The following is a 17,577-nucleotide window of genomic DNA, read 5'->3' on the forward strand; positions in this document are numbered from 1 at the left end:
AGATAGGCTTGAATATATGTCTAACACTAACGCCAATTTTGAGATGACCGGGATCCTGTTAGGGCAAGAAGTCCGTAAACGTAAAACTCCTCAGGAGAAGATCGCCATTATCCAGCAGACGATGGAGCCGGGTATGAATGTCTCCCATGTCGCCCGCCTGCATGGTATCCAGCCCAGCCTGCTGTTTAAGTGGAAGAAGCAATATCAGGAAGGCAGCCTCACCGCCGTTGCGGCTGGAGAGGAAGTCGTTCCTGCTTCTGAGCTTACTGCTGCTCTGAAGCAGGTCCGGGAGCTTCAGCGCCTTCTGGGCAAGAAAACGATGGAAGTTGAGATCCTGAAAGAAGCCGTGGAGTACGGTCAGTCGCGAAAATGGATAGCGCACGCGCCCTTGTTGCCAAAGGACGGGGAATAGCCATGGTCAGCCGGACCATGGGCGTGTCGCGTGCGCAACTGTCACTGCGGATTAACCGTTCTGCCGACTGGCAGGACAGGCGCTGTAACCGGCGTAATGAAGAAGCAGACGCAGAAATACTGTCGGCTATCCTCAACATTATCAGCGATATGCCGAGTTATGGTTATCGACGCGTGTGGGGCATCCTGCGCAAGCAACGTCGCACAGAGGGACAGCCACCTGTGAATGCCAAACGGCTTTACAGGATAATGAGCGAGCATAACCTGTTGTTGTTGCATCACAAACCAGAGCGACCGAAGCGTGAACATAAGGGCAAGATAGCGGTGGCAGAAAGCGATATGCGCTGGTGTTCAGATGGCTTCGAGTTCGGCTGCGACAACGGCGAAAAACTGCGGGTAACGTTCGCGCTGGACTGCTGCGACCGTGAGGCCATAGACTGGGCAGCAAGCACGGGAGGCTATGACAGTTCGACCGTGCAGGATGTGATGCTGAGGTCGGTGGAAAAGCGCTTCGGCGACAGGTTGCCCGACACAGCGGTGCAGTGGCTGACGGATAACGGTTCAGCGTATACCGCGTATGAAACGCGGAGGTTCGCGAGAGAGCTGAATCTGGAGCCCTGCACAACAGCGGTGAGCAGCCCGCAGAGTAATGGCATGGCCGAACGGTTCGTGAAAACGATGAAAGAAGACTATATCGCGTTCATGCCAAAACCGGATGTGAGAACAGCACTGCGAAACCTTGCAGTAGCGTTCACGCATTACAATGAAAACCACCCGCACAGCGCGCTGGGATATCACTCCCCGAGGGAATACCGGCGGCAGCGGACATCGTTAACTTAAGATACAAAAGCTGTTCGGAGATGGAGGGTCAAGATCACTTCCAAACTATTACGTGCATCAACTTCAGCTTTCAGACGTTGAAAAATAAGCTGAATTTCACCCGACATCAATTCGTTGGCTTGCTTGATCCAGCGACGATAACGTTCCCGGTTTGTAGGTGTTTTCCCTTCAGGAGATTTGACCCATGACGTAAAACCAAGATCTGCGACATCCCCTTGCGAAAGATAAGGTAACAATTCAATCTTCTTATCTCGGGCGCGAGCGATGAGTTGTTCCGGGATGTCAATTTGTGATTTCAACGGTGTGATAAACACCAGATTGCGATGACTATTGCCAGGGTTGATTGCTGGATTTACGCTTTCGATGTATTGAGCAAAAACGTTATAGCTTTTACCGCTCGCCGTACCATCCTGGGATTGAATCAGTAGTGGTGTATCTGCTTCGGTAAAAGCGTAAAACGTACCGGCCTGTTTTCTTGCTGCGGTAATTGCTTCTCTGACACTTTGTGGTAATGGAAGATGTCGGGAGTTGTGATTTTGTTCGGACTGCATATCTTCAATTCCTTCTGGCACAACTGCATTTTGAAAATCAGGTATGGACGTTTAACGCACCAGACACAACAATAGAGGGCTATGTGAAATACTTTCTGGGGCGGCTTGAATTCGAAAGGTGGTACGGACACTTATTATGCTACGCTCAATCACTACTGTGATGGTAGTTAAGTGCGTATTTTACCTGACATTATGCAAATGTCAGAAACTTAATCCCATATTTTTATATGGTTAAAAATTCATATCTGCTGCTGATTGATTTGCTTCGAATTGGTTCATATCTCACCGCTGAGCTACGTCTGGATATGCAGGCAGATATGGTATAGATGATATGCTGGTTCATTGTACTTGGCTTGCATGACGGGAGGAAAAGTCAGTAGTAAAAAGGTGGTCATTCTGGTGGTCTTGACAACCAAGAAATTTTACTTTAGCTTACCAATCAGCCAGTTAATGGCAAAGGCGATCCCAGTCAGAGGAGCCAAATTTGAAAAGCCTGCTTTTAAAGCAGGCTTTTTGCTTTTCTGCGTTCGGTCAGTTTGTCGGGTGGCGCTGCGCTTACCCGACCTACATTCTGCGTTCGGTAAAATTGTCGGGTGGCGGCTTCGCCTTACCCGACCTACGGTCCTGTAGGCCCGGTAAGCGCAGCGCCACCGGGCATAGCAAGCTTCACCGGCATCCCCGACCGCCGTTCCAGCTCAGCGCCCGCCCCTTCACTAATTAGCTGCGTCCTTTGTGCGGCTGAAATGGGCAGCGGCACCTTATTTGTCGATTCAAATTCCGCGCGATTGCGTGACAGCGGCTCGTGAACCTCTACCCAACGGCTACCGTCCGGCTCGGTGGTCACCTTTAAGGGCTGATCGATAAGCTGTACCCTCGTCCCCACCGAAACGTTATCGAACAGGTATTTGATATCGTTATTACGCAGGCGAATGCAGCCCTGGCTGACGCGCAGACCAATGCCGAAATTTGAGTTGGTACCGTGGATCGCGTACAGCCTGCCGATATAGAGGGCATACAGCCCCATCGGGTTATCCGGCCCGGCGGGAACGAACGCGGGCAACGTTTTCCCCTCTTTCGCGTAAGCGCGTCGCGTATTTGGCGTGGGTGACCAGGTTGGGCCTTCCTGTTTGCGCTCAACGGCGGTTACCCAGTTACGCGGCGTTTCGCGCCCGGCCTGACCGATGCCAATAGGCAGCACCTCAACCGTGTTGCTGCCGGGTGGATAATAGTAAAGTCGCATTTCCGCGACGTTCACCACAATCCCCTCGCGCACCGTTGGCGGCAGAATAAGCTGCTGGGGTACCACCAGCTGTGTTCCGGCTCGCGGTAAAAACGGATCCACCCCCGGGTTGGCTTCCAGCATATTGCTCAACCCCTGTCCGTGCTGCGTTGCAAACGCTTCGAGCGGCAGAGTATTGCCCTCAGGCACGGTTATGGTGATCGGCGCCCCCACCAGACGGCTGCCCTCGGGAGGGAGGGGGTAGGTTACAGCAGATGCAGCGGGAACCAGAATACCAAGCGTAAAAACGAATGAGGCAAATCGAATCATAGTGTTCTGTACTCAGTCAAAGAGAAAGCCTGCCGGTGGGCAGGCTTAGCCTACCCATTCAGTCATCTTTTCGTCGTGCGCCATCTCCGGGTAAGGACTTTTTCTGCTTCAACAATCATGAACATCGCAAACCCAATCAGGAAGGTAATGATCCAGTAGCGGAACGGTAGCGCTTCGGTACCGAACAGCATTTGCATGAACGGCGCATAGATGATCAGAAGCTGAAGGGCCAGAAGTACGCCGCTCACGATCCATATCCCCTTGTTAGCCAGCAGACCTTTACTCAGGGAGAAGCCGTCGGTGACGCGGCAGTTGAGCATATAAAACCACTGGGCGGTGACCAGCGTTTGCAGCAACACGGTGCGAATGAACTCCGGTGAGTAGCCGCGTGGTTGCAGCCAGGCCTCCAGCATAAAGGCGCTGATGGCAATCATCAGGCCGACAAACACTACTCGCCAGATGGCATAACCGTCCATCACATGCAGGTTAGACTTACGCGGCGGCCGGTTCATGATGTCCTTCTCACCCGCTTCAAACGCCAGGCCAAACGACAGCGTTGCCGAGGTTGCCATGTTCATCCACAGGATCAGTACCGGCGTTAGTGGGATCAGGTTCCCCGCCAGCAGGGCAATAATGATCAGTAAGGCCTGGGCGATGTTGCTCGGGATAACGAACAAAATGGTCTTTTTCAGGTTGTCGTAGACCCGACGCCCTTCATGGACCGCCCGGGCAATGGTGGCAAAGTTATCATCCGTTAACACCATATCGGCGGCTTCTTTGGTGACTTCAGTACCTTTGATCCCCATCGCGATGCCGACATCCGCCCGCTTCAGCGCCGGCGCATCGTTCACCCCGTCCCCGGTCATTCCTACCACTTCCTGCTTACTTTGCAGCGCCTGCACCAGGCGGAATTTATCTTCCGGGCTGGTGCGGGCAAAGATATCGTATTTTTGCGCCGCCTCGCTCAGCTGGTGATCGTCCATCGCCTCCAGCTCGCGCCCGGTGATGGCGCTCGCCGCGTTGCCAATACCCAGCATCTGTCCAATGCTCATCGCCGTTTGTGGATGATCCCCGGTAATCATTTTCACGCGAATACCCGCCTGCAAGCAGTCGGCAATGGCCGAAATGGCTTCCGGGCGCGGGGGATCCATCATGCCCGCAATGCCGAGCAGTATGACCCCTTCTTGCAGATCCGCATGCGTCAGCTCGCGCTGCCCGCTGGCAGCCGGTTTCCAGGCCGCAGCCACCATGCGCAATCCCTCGCGCGCATACTCTTCAATCTTCTCTTCCCAATAGTGCAGGTTGAACGGCTCCAGCCCGTTTTGGGTCTGCTGGTGCTGGCAAAGACGGAAAAGGACGTCCGGCGCACCGGTGATTAACATCACCTCTTCGTCGCCCAGGCGATAGAGGGTGGACATGTATTTATATTGCGAATCAAATGGGATTTTACTGCGCAACTCGGCGTCAATTGCCGGAAGCGGGATTTTGGCCGCCAGCACCTTCAGCGCGCCTTCGGTTGGCCCGCCGGTGATTTTCCACAGCCCCTGCTCATCTTTGATCAGCTGGCTGTCATTACAGAGATCGACGGTGCGCAGATAGCGCTCCAGCACAGATCCCGGGGTCACGGTGACCGGTGTCGGATCGTCAACAGGGTGAATCGCGCCTACCGGCTCGTAGCTGTCTCCCTCCACGCGGTAGGTGGCGTCCGCGGTAATCACCGCTTTTACCGTCATCTCATTCATGGTCAGGGTGCCGGTTTTATCCGAGCAGATAACCGTCATCGCCCCCAGCGTTTCCACGGTAGGCAGCTTGCGAATAATCGCCTTGCGACGCGCCATCGCCTGCACGCCCAGCGAGAGGATGATCGAGATAATGGCCGGTAATCCTTCCGGCACCGCCGCCACCGCAAGGCTAATCAGCGACAGCACCAGCTCTGATACGGGCATATCACGGAAGATAAGACTGAAAACGAACAGCGCCAGCATCATCACCAGAATGGTGATAAAAATGGTCTTGCCGAGCTTGTCCATTTGCACCATTAACGGGGTACGGTGTTTTTCAATGTCTGACATCATCTGGTTGATATGGCCGAGTTCAGTCTCCCCACCGGTCGCCACCACCAGCCCTTTTCCGCCGCCGGAGCTGACGGTGGTGCCAGAATAAAGCAGGTTGTAACGGTCGCCTAACGGCAACTCCCCGTGGAGCGCATCGCTGCTTTTCTCCACTACCGTGGATTCGCCGGTGAGAATAGCTTCTTCCACCCGCAGATTGTGCGCCTCTGTCACGCGAAGATCGGCAGGAATGCGATCCCCGGCGCGTATCACGACGATATCTCCGGGCACCAGTGCTGTCGTCGGGATAGTTTCATGGTTGCCCTGCCGGATGACCACAGCCTCGCTGGAGAGCATATTGCGAATACTTTGCAGCGATTTCTCCGCATTGCTCTCCTGAATATGGCCAATCAGGGCGTTAATGATGGCTACCCCAAGAATGACAAACATATCCACCCAGTGTCCCATTATCAGCTTCAGCAGCGCCGCCGCCAGAAGGACGTAAATAAGGACATCGTTGAAATGGGCCAGAAAGCGCAGCCAGCCAGGTTTACCCGGTTTTTGCGGTAAGGCATTTTCACCGTATTTTTCCAGCCTGGCGGTGGCTTCTGTACTGCTAAGTCCGTCGAGGCTGGATTGGATATTTGTCAGGGTTTCATCAACGGTCTGTTGATAATACGGACGGTGAGGCTTTTCTGTTATCATCGTTCCTTCCTCAGGTTCTTTTCAGAAATCACCTTGCTTTCATGACATTAACGAATAACGAAAACAGGAACATGCGCGTAACGAACGATACTCGCCGCCTCTGACCCTAATAAATGAGTTTGAATATTTGGATTACGCGATCCCACAATAATCGCACCGACGTTAAGCTCATCCGCCAGTTTGATTACCTCATCACGTATATTCCCGCTGCGAACGTGTAGATGGACATTTGCTTCCGGCAGGTTGATTTTTTTTACCAGCGCAGCCAGTTTTTCTTTAGCATTATTAAACATATATTCATCCATCTTTCTCGCGTCTGCAATAAAACCGCGGGTCAGTTCCGCCGAGAACTTTGGCATAACGTACAGCAGATGGACATTACCCGATGCGCTTTGCGCCAGGAATTGGGCATGCTGTAGCGCTTTATCAGACAATGCTGTTTCGTATACATCCACCGGCACCAGAATCGTTTTATACATATCAAGCATCCTTTTTTATAACCAACACAACAGTGAGTGAATCAGGAGAGATCGCATCAAACCCATGGGTACAGGCGTGAATGCCTTTTACGGAAAAAAAGGAATGGATGCTATTAAACGTAGCACAGGAATATCAGGATGTTATTCAAAGGAGATACACCATCGTAACGCTTGTTTCGCCTGAGTATGTCACGCCACTAATAATGGTTATTTAACATTTATTTATTCACCGACTATGCTCATAGTCAGGCATGCAACACGTTTATTCTCTTTATCCCGCGCCACCTTCAACCTCATGGAGGAATGCATGTACGGTTTAAGCCTGATTCGCCTTGGTTTGTTTATTGCGCTCGCCATTATCGCCAGCACAGCAATCGGTCTATTTACCTATGTGGTCGTCTCGGCCCTGGCAGAATAGCGCCACCCCAGCATTGATGACGAAATAAATAAAACAATTATTATCAGGGGAATACTGTGAAGCGCTACCTCTCTCTTCTGCCTGCTGTTTTATTGCTGCTGACGGCGTGCGATCCGAAACCCGACCGCGCCGCGCCCCTGCCGAAAATGGTAAAAGTCGCAGAGGTGGTCAAGGCCGGCAACGCGCAGCAGCGCGTGTTTCCCGCCCGTATTGAATCCGGCGACGCCACGGATCTCGCGTTCAAACGAGCCGGGCAGATTGAGACCCTGGACATTCGCCAGGGTGCCATTGTCAAACAGGGGCAACGACTCGCCAGCCTCAACGCCCGTGAAGCCCGGCAGCGCCTGAACGACAGGCAAACGGCGGCGACCCTGGCTCAGCGGCAATTCGACCGCTTCCAGACCCTGGCGGGACGCCAGGCCGTGTCGAAAGCCGAGATGGATGTCCAGCGCGCCAACCGCGATTCAGCAAACGCCGCGCTACAGATTGCGCGCGAAGAATTAAGCCAGATGACGCTCGTCGCCCCCTTTAGCGGGACAGCGGCCAGCGTCCATGTGCGAAATCATCAGGTCGTCTCCGCCGGCCAGCCCATCGTCACTTTGACCCGTACCGATCTGCTGGACGTGGTGTTCAGCCTTCCAGAGAACCTGTTTAACACCTTCGATATTCGCAATGCGCAGTACAAACCGGTAGTGAGGATCAATGCCCTGCCCGGTCGCGAGTTTACCGCTGTGTACAAAGAGCACTCAGGCAGTAGCGACAGCAACACATTGACCTGGCAGGTGATTTTAACCATGCCCCGCCCGGATGATTTTCCCGTCGTGGGCGGCGTCAGCGGAACGGTCACCATCAATTTAACCAACCTTCCGGCTGGTGTGGGCAGTGAGGCGCTGGTAGTGCCGGTTGAAGCGGTCTTTAACCCGGATAACCGCCCGCGCAATGAGCCACATGTCTGGGTGGTGACGGGCGAAGGCGATACGTTGCACCTTGAAGATCGTAAGGTCAGCGTGGGGCAAGTCAGCGCTGAGGGGGTCGTCATCGTCGGTGGGCTTAAGGCCGGTGAACGCGTGGTGGCCGCAGGCGTTGGGGAGCTACGTCCCAACCAGCCGGTACGTATCTGGACGCGTGAACGGGGACTGTAATGGATATCTCTCGTCAGTTTATCAGCAACCCGGTTCGCGTCTGGCTGACGATTTTGCTGCTGGGCGTAGGCGGCATTATTGCCCTGTTGAACATTGGCAGACTGGAAGATCCGGCGTTTACCATCAAAACGGCGGTGGTGATCACCCATTATCCGGGCGCGTCGGCGCAGCAGGTTGAGGAAGAGGTCACCCTGCCGCTGGAAAATGCGCTTCAGCAGTTACCTTATCTGGATAACGTCAGCTCCATCTCCTCCAGCGGCCTGTCGCAGATCACGGTCAATATAGCCTCGCGCTACCACTCAAATGCACTGCCGCAAATCTGGGATGAACTGCGTCGTCGGGTGGGAGATGCCGCCAGACAGTTTCCACCCGGCGTAGTGACTCCGTTTGTGAATGACGATTTTGGCGATGTGTTCGGCTTTTTCTTTGCCATTTCAGGAGATGAATTCAGCAATCCGGAACTGGTCCGGTATGCCGAGCAGCTGCGCCGGGAGTTGGTCCTCGTGCCAGGCGTGGGCAAAGTGGCCATCGGCGGAGCCCTCACTCAGCAGATTAACGTGGACATTTCTCTGAGCAAAATGGCCGCGCGCGGGATAACGCTGAACCAGCTTTCTGCCCAGCTCAGCAGGCTGAACGTGGTCTCCAGCGCGGGAGAGATCCCCTCCGGTACCGAGTCAATTCGTCTGCATCCTACCGGTGAATTCGAAAGTATTGACGAGCTGGCCGATCTCATCGTGACCCCGCCCGGCGTTGGGGCGGCTACCCGCTTACGGGATATTGCCACCCTGTCACGCGGGCTGGATGCGTCCCCTGCCAGCATCTACCATGCCAACGGCAGAAAAGCCGTCACCATGGGCGTCTCCTTTATCCCCGGCGTTAACGTGATCGACGTGGGACATGCCCTGGAGGCGAAGCTAGAGCAGATGTCAGCCGAGAAACCGGCAGGTATCCATATCGACCTGTTTTACGATCAGGCGGCGGAGGTCGGGCATTCCGTTAACGGATTTATCATTAACTTCCTGATGGCGCTGGCGATTGTCATCGGCGTGTTGTTGATCTTTATGGGCTTACGCAGCGGGATCATTATCGCCTTTTCCCTCGCCCTCAACGTGCTGGGCACGCTGCTGATCATGTATCTCTGGGGTATTGAACTACAGCGCATTTCACTGGGTGCGCTGATCATCGCCCTCAGCATGCTGGTCGACAATGCCATTGTTATTGTCGAAGGGGTACTGGTAGCCCGGCAGCAGGGCTCGTCCCTGATGAACGCCATTAGCGACATTATTCGCCGTTCTGCGCTGCCGCTGCTGGGAGCGACGGTCATTGCCATCCTGGCCTTTGCGCCCGTCGGGCTGTCGCAGGATTCCACCGGCGAATACTGTAAGTCGCTGTTTCAGGTTCTGCTGATTTCGCTCATGCTGAGCTGGTTCTCAGCCCTCACCATTACGCCAGTGCTGATTAAGTGGTGGCTGTTTAAACGAGATGCTGCACCGCCAAAGGCCGACAAAACGGATCCCTATGACAAACGCATCTATGGGATCTATCAGGGTGTGCTCAACGCGCTGTTACGGCGTAAAGCGCCAACGCTGGTAGTGATGGCCGCACTGCTGGCCGCCGCCATCTGGGGCTTTGGCTCGGTGCGGCAGAACTTCTTCCCCTCCTCCAGTACGCCAATTTTCTTTGTCGACCTCTGGCTCCCTTACGGTACCGACATTAACTGGACCGAGAAGATGACCGGTGATATCGAGAAAACCATTAACGGCCAGCCAGGCGTGGAAACTACGGTCTCGACGATTGGTCAGGGAAGTATGCGATTTATTTTGACCTACAGCGGACAGCGGCAGTACAGCAACTATGCGCAAATTATGGTGAGAATGGACGACCAGCGTAACATCCCCGCCCTGACCCGCCACGTGGATGCGTACATCGCACGGAACTATCCGCAGGTTAACGCCAGCACGAAGCGGGTGATGTTTGGCCCCTCCGGCGACAGCGCCATTGAAATACGTATTAAAGGCCCCGATCCGGACAGGCTGCGTCTGATCGCCAGCCAGGTAGACAACATCCTTACGCGCGATCCGGCGACGGACAGCGTCAGGAACGACTGGCAAAATCGTAGCAAAGTGATCCGCCCGCAGTACGTCACCGCGCTGGGACGTGAGCTTGGCGTGGATAAGCAGGACGTCGATAACGCACTGGAGATGAATTTCTCCGGCAGTCGGGCAGGACTGTACAGAGAAGGCAGCGACCTGTTGCCCGTGGTGGTGCGCCCGCCGGAAAGCGAGCGGCTGGACGCCAATCACCTGAATAACGTTCTGGTCTGGAGCCAGACCCGGCAGCAGTATATTCCGCTGAGCAACGTCATCAGCGGCTTCGCGCTGGAGTGGGAAGATCCGCTGATCCTTCGCCGTGACCGCTCCCGCGTGCTGACCGTGCAGACCGACCCTGACCCGCTAAGCCAGCAAACCTCCGGCGATATTCTCGCCCGCGTGAAGCCGTAAATTGATGCCCTGCCCCTGCCCCACGGCTACAGCATTGAGTGGGGCGGTGACGCGGAGAACTCCAGCGAAGCGCAGCAGGGGCTATTTACCACGCTGCCGCTCGGCTATCTGGTGATGTTTGTGATCACGGTGCTGATGTTCAGTTCGGTGAAAAACGCCGTCGCCATCTGGCTGACCGTGCCGCTGGCGCTGATCGGCGTGACGCCGGGGTTTTTAATTACCGGCATCCCTTTTGGCTTTATGGCGTTGATTGGCCTGTTGAGCCTGAGCGGGATGCTGATCCGCAACGGCATTGTGCTGGTGGAAGAGATAGAACAGCAGAAAGCGCAGCAGGATCAGCACAGTGCGATCGTGTACGCCGCCACGTCGCGCCTGCGTCCCATCCTGCTCACCGCCTTTACGACCGTACTCGGCCTCGCCCCTCTGCTGCTGGATGTGTTCTTCCAGAGCATGGCCGTTGTGATTATGTTTGGGCTTGGGTTTGCTACAATCCTGACGCTGCTGGTACTCCCCGTAATTTACGCGTGTTTCCATCGTAAGGACAAAGCTGAACAACAATGAATGCGACAGGGCTGAATATCATCAAGACGCTGGGCTGTATGACGGCGGTTACCTTTTTCACCATCTACAACACCTGGGATCATTATGATTATGACTATCACTGGATCCTCGGTTTCTTAACCTTCATTTCGACCATCGCCACACCATTATTTTTTGTGGTTGCAGGGTATCTGGACGGGCAATCCCGACACGGTACGCGCTGGCAGCTGGATAAGATCAAAAGCCTGGTGATCGTCTTTCTGTTCTGGGTAACGATTTACTACCTGTGGGAGCCCTATCAGCGCGGATATCTGATCCAGCCCTGGTTCGTGTTCGCGTTTATCGTGATTTACACGTTTCACCCGGTGGTGGAGTGGCTCAGCCAGCGACGAACGCTCTTTTGCGGGGTAATTGCCGCCCTGCTGCTTTTCTCATACGGGTACGATTTACTGTCAGCCCTCTATCCTGATGCCCATGTCCTTTCATTGTCGCCGCAGTATCGCCTGTGGACGTGGCTGCTGTTTTATCTGACGGGGCAGCTCTTTTGCGATCCGCAGATCGCGGCGTGGATCGGCCGCAAAAATGTGGTCAGGGCAGCGGTCATCGCCATACCGTTTATTTATCTCTTCACGTGGTTTTACGAACGGCACTTCTTTTTTGCGCTATTTAAAGCAGACAGAAACGCCTTTATTCTCACCGGATCGCAAATCTACATTCTGATTATTGCCCTGGTGATTGCGGCCAACGGCGTGCGGTTTCGCCGCAATGCGGAGTTTAAAGAGTCCGTGCTGGCCGCCATTAGCAAAACCATGACCGGGGTCTATATTATGCACTACTCGGTGTTTCACCTGCTGACCGCGCTCATTCCGGTGACGTCCCTGAGCACCAAACTTGCTCTGATTGTGCTTACGTTTGTTACGTCGGTCCTGTTTTCGCTGCTGATCCTGTCCAACGCAGTGGCCAAAAAAGTGATCACCCTCTAAAAGCCCAGGCGCAGCCAGGCAAACAGCACGTTGCCGTTGTTGTAGGTCCCGGGAATATAGGTGAACTGGACGGTGACGCGCTTATATCCGGCAGAGAAAAGCGGGAAGATAAACGGCAGCTGGACATAGTTGGCAAAGTCGTCGCGTGCCGTGATCCCCGCAGCGGCCCCCAGCCCCAGACGGAAATCTTTTGCGTTATCCAGATACCAGCCTTTCTCCCAGCCGTAGCCCATCGCAGGCTGCCATTCGTTATGTGAATCTTTGAACATCATGGCAAAGAGCGCGCTCCAGTTGCCCTCGTCGTTGTAGCGGGACACGCCCAGCCCCCCGCCCCACGGCATTTCGTTGTAGTTGTCCGTTTTCTCTTTGTCATACATGAATCGAGCATGCCAGCTCAGAAACGGAAGGTAGAGATCGTAACGATCCGGCTGTTCCCAGGTTTGCGCAATATCGTCCGTTACTGCATCCCACCAGCGGTGAATACGCTGTTCGCCATAGACTTTCGGCTCCGCATGCAGCGGAGATACGACTAAAACCAGGACTACCCACAGTGCAGGAAAGAGGCGTTGCATCGTTATACCCTCAGCTTACGTCACGCAGCGATCGTTATTACTGTAAACCATTCAGCCCTAACCGGAACCAAACAGGCTGATTTATGTTGTCGCCCGATAAGATGAAATTTATTTATTCTGCGCTTTCAGGAAAGATAAAAACGTTTTCTCAGGCCGCCTGTCGCGGTAGTCTCATACATTCCGTCAATATGACGGCCGCGATGTGAGTGACCTTTTCTTATACCAATAATTAAAAATCAGTACAGACAGGACAACTATGGACTCCACCCTTATCTCCGCTCGCCGCAACGAGGAGACACCTTCGCTTAACCGCGCCCGCCGCGCCGCTTTAGGTAGCTTTGCAGGCGCCGTCGTCGACTGGTATGACTTTCTGCTCTACGGTATTACCGCTGCGCTGGTCTTTAACCGTGAATTCTTTCCCCAGATCAGCCCCGCCATGGGCACGCTTGCTGCATTTGCCACCTTCGGCGTCGGTTTTCTGTTTCGTCCTCTGGGCGGGATAATTTTCGGCCACTTCGGTGACCGCCTTGGCCGGAAACGTATGCTGATGCTCACCGTCTGGATGATGGGTATTGCCACCGCGCTGATCGGTATTTTGCCCTCCTTTGCCTTGATTGGCTGGTGGGCCCCGGTGTTGCTGGTGACGCTGCGCGCCATTCAGGGCTTTGCCGTCGGCGGCGAATGGGGCGGCGCGGCATTGCTGTCCGTGGAAAGCGCGCCGAAGAATAAGAAAGCGTTTTACAGCAGCGGCGTGCAGGTGGGTTATGGCGTGGGTCTGCTGCTCTCCACGGGCCTGGTGTCGCTAATAAGCCAGCTCACGACAGACGAGCAGTTCCTGAGCTGGGGCTGGCGTATTCCGTTTATCTTCAGCATTGTGCTGGTCGTGGTGGCCCTGTGGATCCGTAACGGCATGGAAGAGTCAGCTGAGTTTGAGCGGCAGCAGCGCGAAAAACCGGTCGCGAAAAAACGGCTGCCGGTGATGGAAGCGCTGGTGCAGCACCCTGGCGCTTTTCTGAAAATCATTGCCCTGCGCCTGTGCGAACTGCTGACGATGTATATCGTCACCGCCTTTGCCCTGAACTATTCCACGCAAAACCTCGGCCTGCCGCGGGAATTGTTCCTGAATATTGGCCTGGTGGTGGGCGGGATCAGCTGCCTGACCATCCCCTGCTTCGCCTGGCTGGCGGATCGCTTTGGCCGTCGACGGGTGTATATCACCGGGGCGCTCATCGGCACACTCAGCGCCTGGCCGTTCTTTATGGCGCTGGAGGCACAGTCGGTCTTCTGGATTGTCTTCTTCGCGATCATGCTTGCGAACATCGCTCACGATATGGTGGTCTGCGTGCAGCAGCCAATGTTTACCGAGCTGTTTGGCGCAAGCTACCGTTACAGCGGCGCGGGCGTGGGATATCAGGTGGCGAGCGTGGTCGGCGGCGGGTTTACACCGTTTATCGCCGCCGCGCTGGTGACGTTTTCCGGCGGTAACTGGCACAGCGTGGCGATTTATCTGCTGGCGGGTTGCCTGCTTTCTGCCGCCACCGCCCTGTTGATGAAGGAAACCGCGCACAGCTGATCTCCTCACTTTTGTTTCACAGGCGTGTGACATACTATCGGGTAAAGCCGCACACCTGTGGAACAAGGAGACAGACATGAATAATAAGGGCTCCAGCCTGACCCCGGCTCAGGCGCTGGAAAAACTCGACGCGCTGTATGAACAGTCCGTCAATGCACTGCGCAGCGCCATCAGTGACTATATCGAAACAGGGAAACTTCCCGATGAAAAGGCCAGAACCCAGGGCCTTTTTGTTTATCCATCGCTCTCTGTCACCTGGGACGGCAGCGCCAGCAGCAATCCGAAAACCCGCGCCTATGCGCGTTTCACCCACTCCGGCTGTTACAGCACGACCATCACGCGACCTGCGCTGTTCCGCCCCTACCTGGAAGAGCAGCTTACCCTGCTGTATCAGGATTACGGCGCGCATATCAGCGTTGAACCGTCCCTGCACGAGATCCCTTACCCGTACGTGATAGACGGTTCAGCGCTGACGCTGGATCGCTCCATGAGCGCGGGGCTGACCCGCCACTTCCCGACCACTGAGCTGTCGCAGATTGGCGATGAGACGGCGGACGGGATCTATCACCCGGCAGAGTTTTCACCGCTGTCGCACTTTGATGCCCGCCGTGTCGATTTCTCGCTGGCACGCCTGCGCCACTACACCGGCACCCCAGCCGAACATTTCCAGCCGTTCGTGTTGTTTACCAATTACACCCGCTATGTGGACGAATTTGTCCGCTGGGGCTGTAGCCAGATCCTCGATCCGGACAGCCCTTACATCGCCCTCTCCTGCGCGGGCGGGATCTGGATCACCGCCGAAACCGAAGCACCGGAAGAGGCCATCTCCGACCTGGCGTGGAAAAAGCACCAGATGCCAGCCTGGCACCTGATCACCGCCGACGGTCAGGGCATTACGCTGATTAACATCGGCGTTGGCCCGTCGAATGCGAAAACCATCTGCGACCATCTGGCGGTACTGCGCCCGGACGTCTGGCTGATGATCGGCCACTGCGGCGGCCTGCGTGAAAGTCAGCTGATTGGCGATTACGTCCTCGCCCACGCTTATTTGCGTGACGACCATGTCCTTGACGCGGTTCTGCCGCCGGATATTCCTATCCCGAGTATCGCGGAAGTGCAGCGCGCCCTGTACGACGCCACCAAAGAGGTGAGCGGCATGCCGGGTGAAGAGGTGAAGCAGCGCCTGCGTACCGGTACGGTCGTCACCACCGACGATCGTAACTGGGAGCTGCGCTATTCCGCCTCCGCCCTGCGTTTCAATCTCAGCCGTGCGGTCGCAATCGATATGGAAAGCGCCACCATTGCCGCGCAGGGCTATCGCTTCCGCGTCCCTTACGGCACGCTGCTGTGCGTGTCCGATAAACCGCTGCACGGCGAGATCAAACTGCCGGGCCAGGCGAACCGTTTCTACGAAGGGGCGATCTCAGAGCATCTTCAGATTGGTATTCGCGCTATCGATTTACTGCGTGCAGAGGGCGACAAACTGCATTCCCGCAAGCTGCGCACCTTTAATGAGCCACCGTTCCGCTGATAACAAGGACCCACTCACCCGGCCTGGGATTCCGTAGGTCGGGTAAGCGGAGCGCCACCCGACAAACTGACCGAACGCAGAAAAGCAAAAAGCCTGCTTTAAAAGCAGGCTTTTCAAATTTGGCTCCTCTGACTGGACTCGAACCAGTGACATACGGATTAACAGTCCGCCGTTCTACCGACTGAACTACAGAGGAATCGTGTGAACGGGGCGCATATTATCGATGCGCTCTGAGGATGTCAAAGGGTGAATGCAGATTTTCAATCGTTTGCCGATTTATTCTCCACTTCGCACATTTGTCAGGCACTTGCCGTTTCCGAAACCTCCTGCTCCGGTTTTTTTCGCGGATATTTCCACAGCCAGCGCCCGCTCACCATGCGCCAGTAGAACAGCGCCCCGCGCACGGCCCAGTCAAGGAACATCCCCAGCCAGACGCCGACAACGCCCATACCCAACATTACCCCCAGCGTGTAGCCCGCCACAACGCGACAGCCCCACATGCCGAGCATGGAGACCCACATCGCAAACCGGGCATCGCGCGCCCCTTTCAGCCCGGCAGGAAGTACCCAGGACGCGGCCCAAATTGGCATAAACGCCGCGTTGAGCCAAATGAGCACCTTCACGACCTCTTTCACGTCATTTTCATGCGTATAGAACGAGGCCATCAGCCCGGCAAAAGGCGCAGTTCCCCACGCAATCGCCGTCAGTCCAATAGTTGAAAGCCAGAAGACGTGCCGAAGTTGCCGTTCCGCCTGCCCTATCTGCCCCTTTCCGAGGCGTCTGCCGGTGATGATCGTCGACGCCGACCCCAGCGCGTTTCCCGGCAGGTTAATGAGCGAGGCGATGGAGAAGGCAATAAAGTTGCCGGCGATGACGTCTGTTCCCATCCCGGCAACAAACATCTGCGTCAGCAGTTTCCCACCGTTAAACAACACGGATTCGATGCTGGCCGGAATCCCGATCCCCATCACTTCCCAGATAATGGCGAAGTTAAGCGGACGGAAATAGCTTTTCAGCGTCAGGCGCAACGATGGCGTAATTCCCGCCATCAGTACGCCAATTATCGCCGCCGCACCAATATAGCGGGAAATGGTCAGCCCTAAACCCGCGCCGACAAAGCCCAGCCCCTCCCAGGAAAAGACGCCGTAAATCAAAACGCTGCTGATAATGATATTCAGGATGTTCATGCCGCCGTTGATCAGCAGCGGAATTTTGGTATTTCCTGCTCCACGAAGCGCACCGCTACCAATCAGCGCGATGGCAGCTGCCGGATAACTCAGCACCGTCATTTCCAGGTAGGTGAGAGCCAGATCCTTCACCTCGCTGGTCGCTTCTCCCGCGACAATGTCGATAATTTCTTTGCCGTAATAATGGATAACCGCCGCAAGGATGATCGAAAAGAGGGTCATGATCATCAGCGACTGTCTGGCCGCTTCGCGGGCACGCTTCGGATCAAGCTTGCCCAGGCTAAACGCCACCACCACCGTCGTACCGAGATCGATAGCGGCAAAGAAGGACATCACAACCATGTTGAAACTGTCCGCCAGCCCTACCCCGGCCATGGCTTCTTTACCGAGCCAGCTCACCAGAAAGGTGCTCAACACGCCCATCAACAGGACGCAGGTATTCTCCAGGAAAATAGGCACGGCAAGGGGGGTGATTTCACGCCAGAAGAGAACTCGATAACTCTTACGTTTTGCATACCAGGGCGTGCGCATAATCGCCTGGCGT

General features: G+C 55.3%; 11 protein-coding genes, 1 tRNA gene and 1 pseudogene. 6 read left to right on the forward strand and 7 right to left on the reverse strand.

The window, feature by feature from the left end; all coding sequences use genetic code 11:
* The first annotated feature begins 43 nt into the window (after positions 1-43).
* Positions 44-1,251, forward strand: a protein-coding gene (locus AC4OVU_RS13850) for an IS3 family transposase (RefSeq protein ID WP_089617520.1) whose coding sequence is annotated in 2 segments (ribosomal slippage) — positions 44-365 and positions 365-1,251 — 1,209 coding nt in all. Because the reading frame shifts where the segments join, the coding sequence is not laid out codon by codon here.
* On the opposite strand, the gene AC4OVU_RS13855 is transcribed toward AC4OVU_RS13850, so the two are convergent.
* The 4 genes from AC4OVU_RS13855 to AC4OVU_RS13870 all read right to left on the reverse strand — a co-directional run bounded on the left by AC4OVU_RS13855 (position 1,248) and on the right by AC4OVU_RS13870 (position 6,586).
* Positions 1,248-1,802: a hypothetical protein gene (locus tag AC4OVU_RS13855; RefSeq protein ID WP_491928708.1), complete on the reverse strand. Its 555-nt coding sequence runs from the start codon at positions 1,800-1,802 to the stop codon at positions 1,248-1,250. The genes AC4OVU_RS13850 and AC4OVU_RS13855 overlap by 4 nt on opposite strands.
* Before the next feature lie 616 nt (positions 1,803-2,418).
* The gene (gene ldtA, locus AC4OVU_RS13860; RefSeq protein WP_058689056.1) at positions 2,419-3,351 is read right to left on the reverse strand and encodes a L,D-transpeptidase; all 933 of its coding nucleotides are present in this window, start codon (positions 3,349-3,351) and stop codon (positions 2,419-2,421) included.
* A gap of 62 nt (positions 3,352-3,413) precedes the next feature.
* Positions 3,414-6,107 carry a cation-transporting P-type ATPase gene (locus AC4OVU_RS13865; protein ID WP_110292536.1) on the reverse strand — a complete coding sequence of 898 codons (2,694 nt, stop codon included), beginning with the start codon at positions 6,105-6,107 and terminating at the stop codon, positions 3,414-3,416.
* 47 nt (positions 6,108-6,154) lie between these two features.
* Entirely contained in the window at positions 6,155-6,586 is a 432-nt protein-coding gene (locus AC4OVU_RS13870) for a universal stress protein (RefSeq protein WP_045341309.1), read from the reverse strand.
* Between the two features lie 474 nt (positions 6,587-7,060).
* On the opposite strand from AC4OVU_RS13870, the gene AC4OVU_RS13875 reads away from it, so the two are divergent.
* The 3 genes and pseudogenes from AC4OVU_RS13875 (at position 7,061) to AC4OVU_RS13885 (ending at position 12,170) form a co-directional block, all read left to right on the forward strand.
* A complete protein-coding gene (locus tag AC4OVU_RS13875; protein WP_181419216.1) occupies positions 7,061-8,146 on the forward strand; it encodes an efflux RND transporter periplasmic adaptor subunit in 1,086 nt (361 codons plus the stop codon).
* Positions 8,146-11,208, forward strand: a pseudogene (locus AC4OVU_RS13880) (efflux RND transporter permease subunit). Before AC4OVU_RS13875 ends, AC4OVU_RS13880 begins: the two are co-directional and overlap by 1 nt.
* Before the next feature lie 38 nt (positions 11,209-11,246).
* Complete coding sequence (locus AC4OVU_RS13885) at positions 11,247-12,170, forward strand: acyltransferase (RefSeq protein ID WP_026080612.1); 924 nt, start codon at positions 11,247-11,249, stop codon at positions 12,168-12,170.
* Here AC4OVU_RS13885 and pagP read toward each other — a convergent pair.
* Positions 12,167-12,742, reverse strand: a complete 576-nt coding sequence (pagP, locus tag AC4OVU_RS13890; protein WP_491928709.1) for a lipid IV(A) palmitoyltransferase PagP — start codon at positions 12,740-12,742, stop codon at positions 12,167-12,169. The genes AC4OVU_RS13885 and pagP overlap by 4 nt on opposite strands.
* A 256-nt stretch (positions 12,743-12,998) precedes the next feature.
* Between pagP and shiA the strand changes: the two genes are divergently transcribed.
* Both shiA and AC4OVU_RS13900 read left to right on the forward strand, forming a co-directional pair.
* Positions 12,999-14,315: a shikimate transporter gene (gene shiA / locus AC4OVU_RS13895; protein WP_110292537.1), complete on the forward strand. Its 1,317-nt coding sequence runs from the start codon at positions 12,999-13,001 to the stop codon at positions 14,313-14,315.
* 76 nt (positions 14,316-14,391) lie between these two features.
* A complete protein-coding gene (locus AC4OVU_RS13900) occupies positions 14,392-15,846 on the forward strand; it encodes an AMP nucleosidase (protein ID WP_015572404.1) in 1,455 nt (484 codons plus the stop codon).
* 120 nt (positions 15,847-15,966) lie between these two features.
* Here AC4OVU_RS13900 and AC4OVU_RS13905 read toward each other — a convergent pair.
* A tRNA-Asn gene (locus AC4OVU_RS13905) sits at positions 15,967-16,042 on the reverse strand.
* A gap of 103 nt (positions 16,043-16,145) precedes the next feature.
* Positions 16,146-17,564 carry a multidrug efflux MATE transporter EmmdR gene (gene emmdR / locus AC4OVU_RS13910; protein ID WP_023294986.1) on the reverse strand — a complete coding sequence of 473 codons (1,419 nt, stop codon included), beginning with the start codon at positions 17,562-17,564 and terminating at the stop codon, positions 16,146-16,148.
* Positions 17,565-17,577 lie beyond the last annotated feature (13 nt).

Source organism: Enterobacter sp. 6722112 (genome assembly GCF_058661685.1).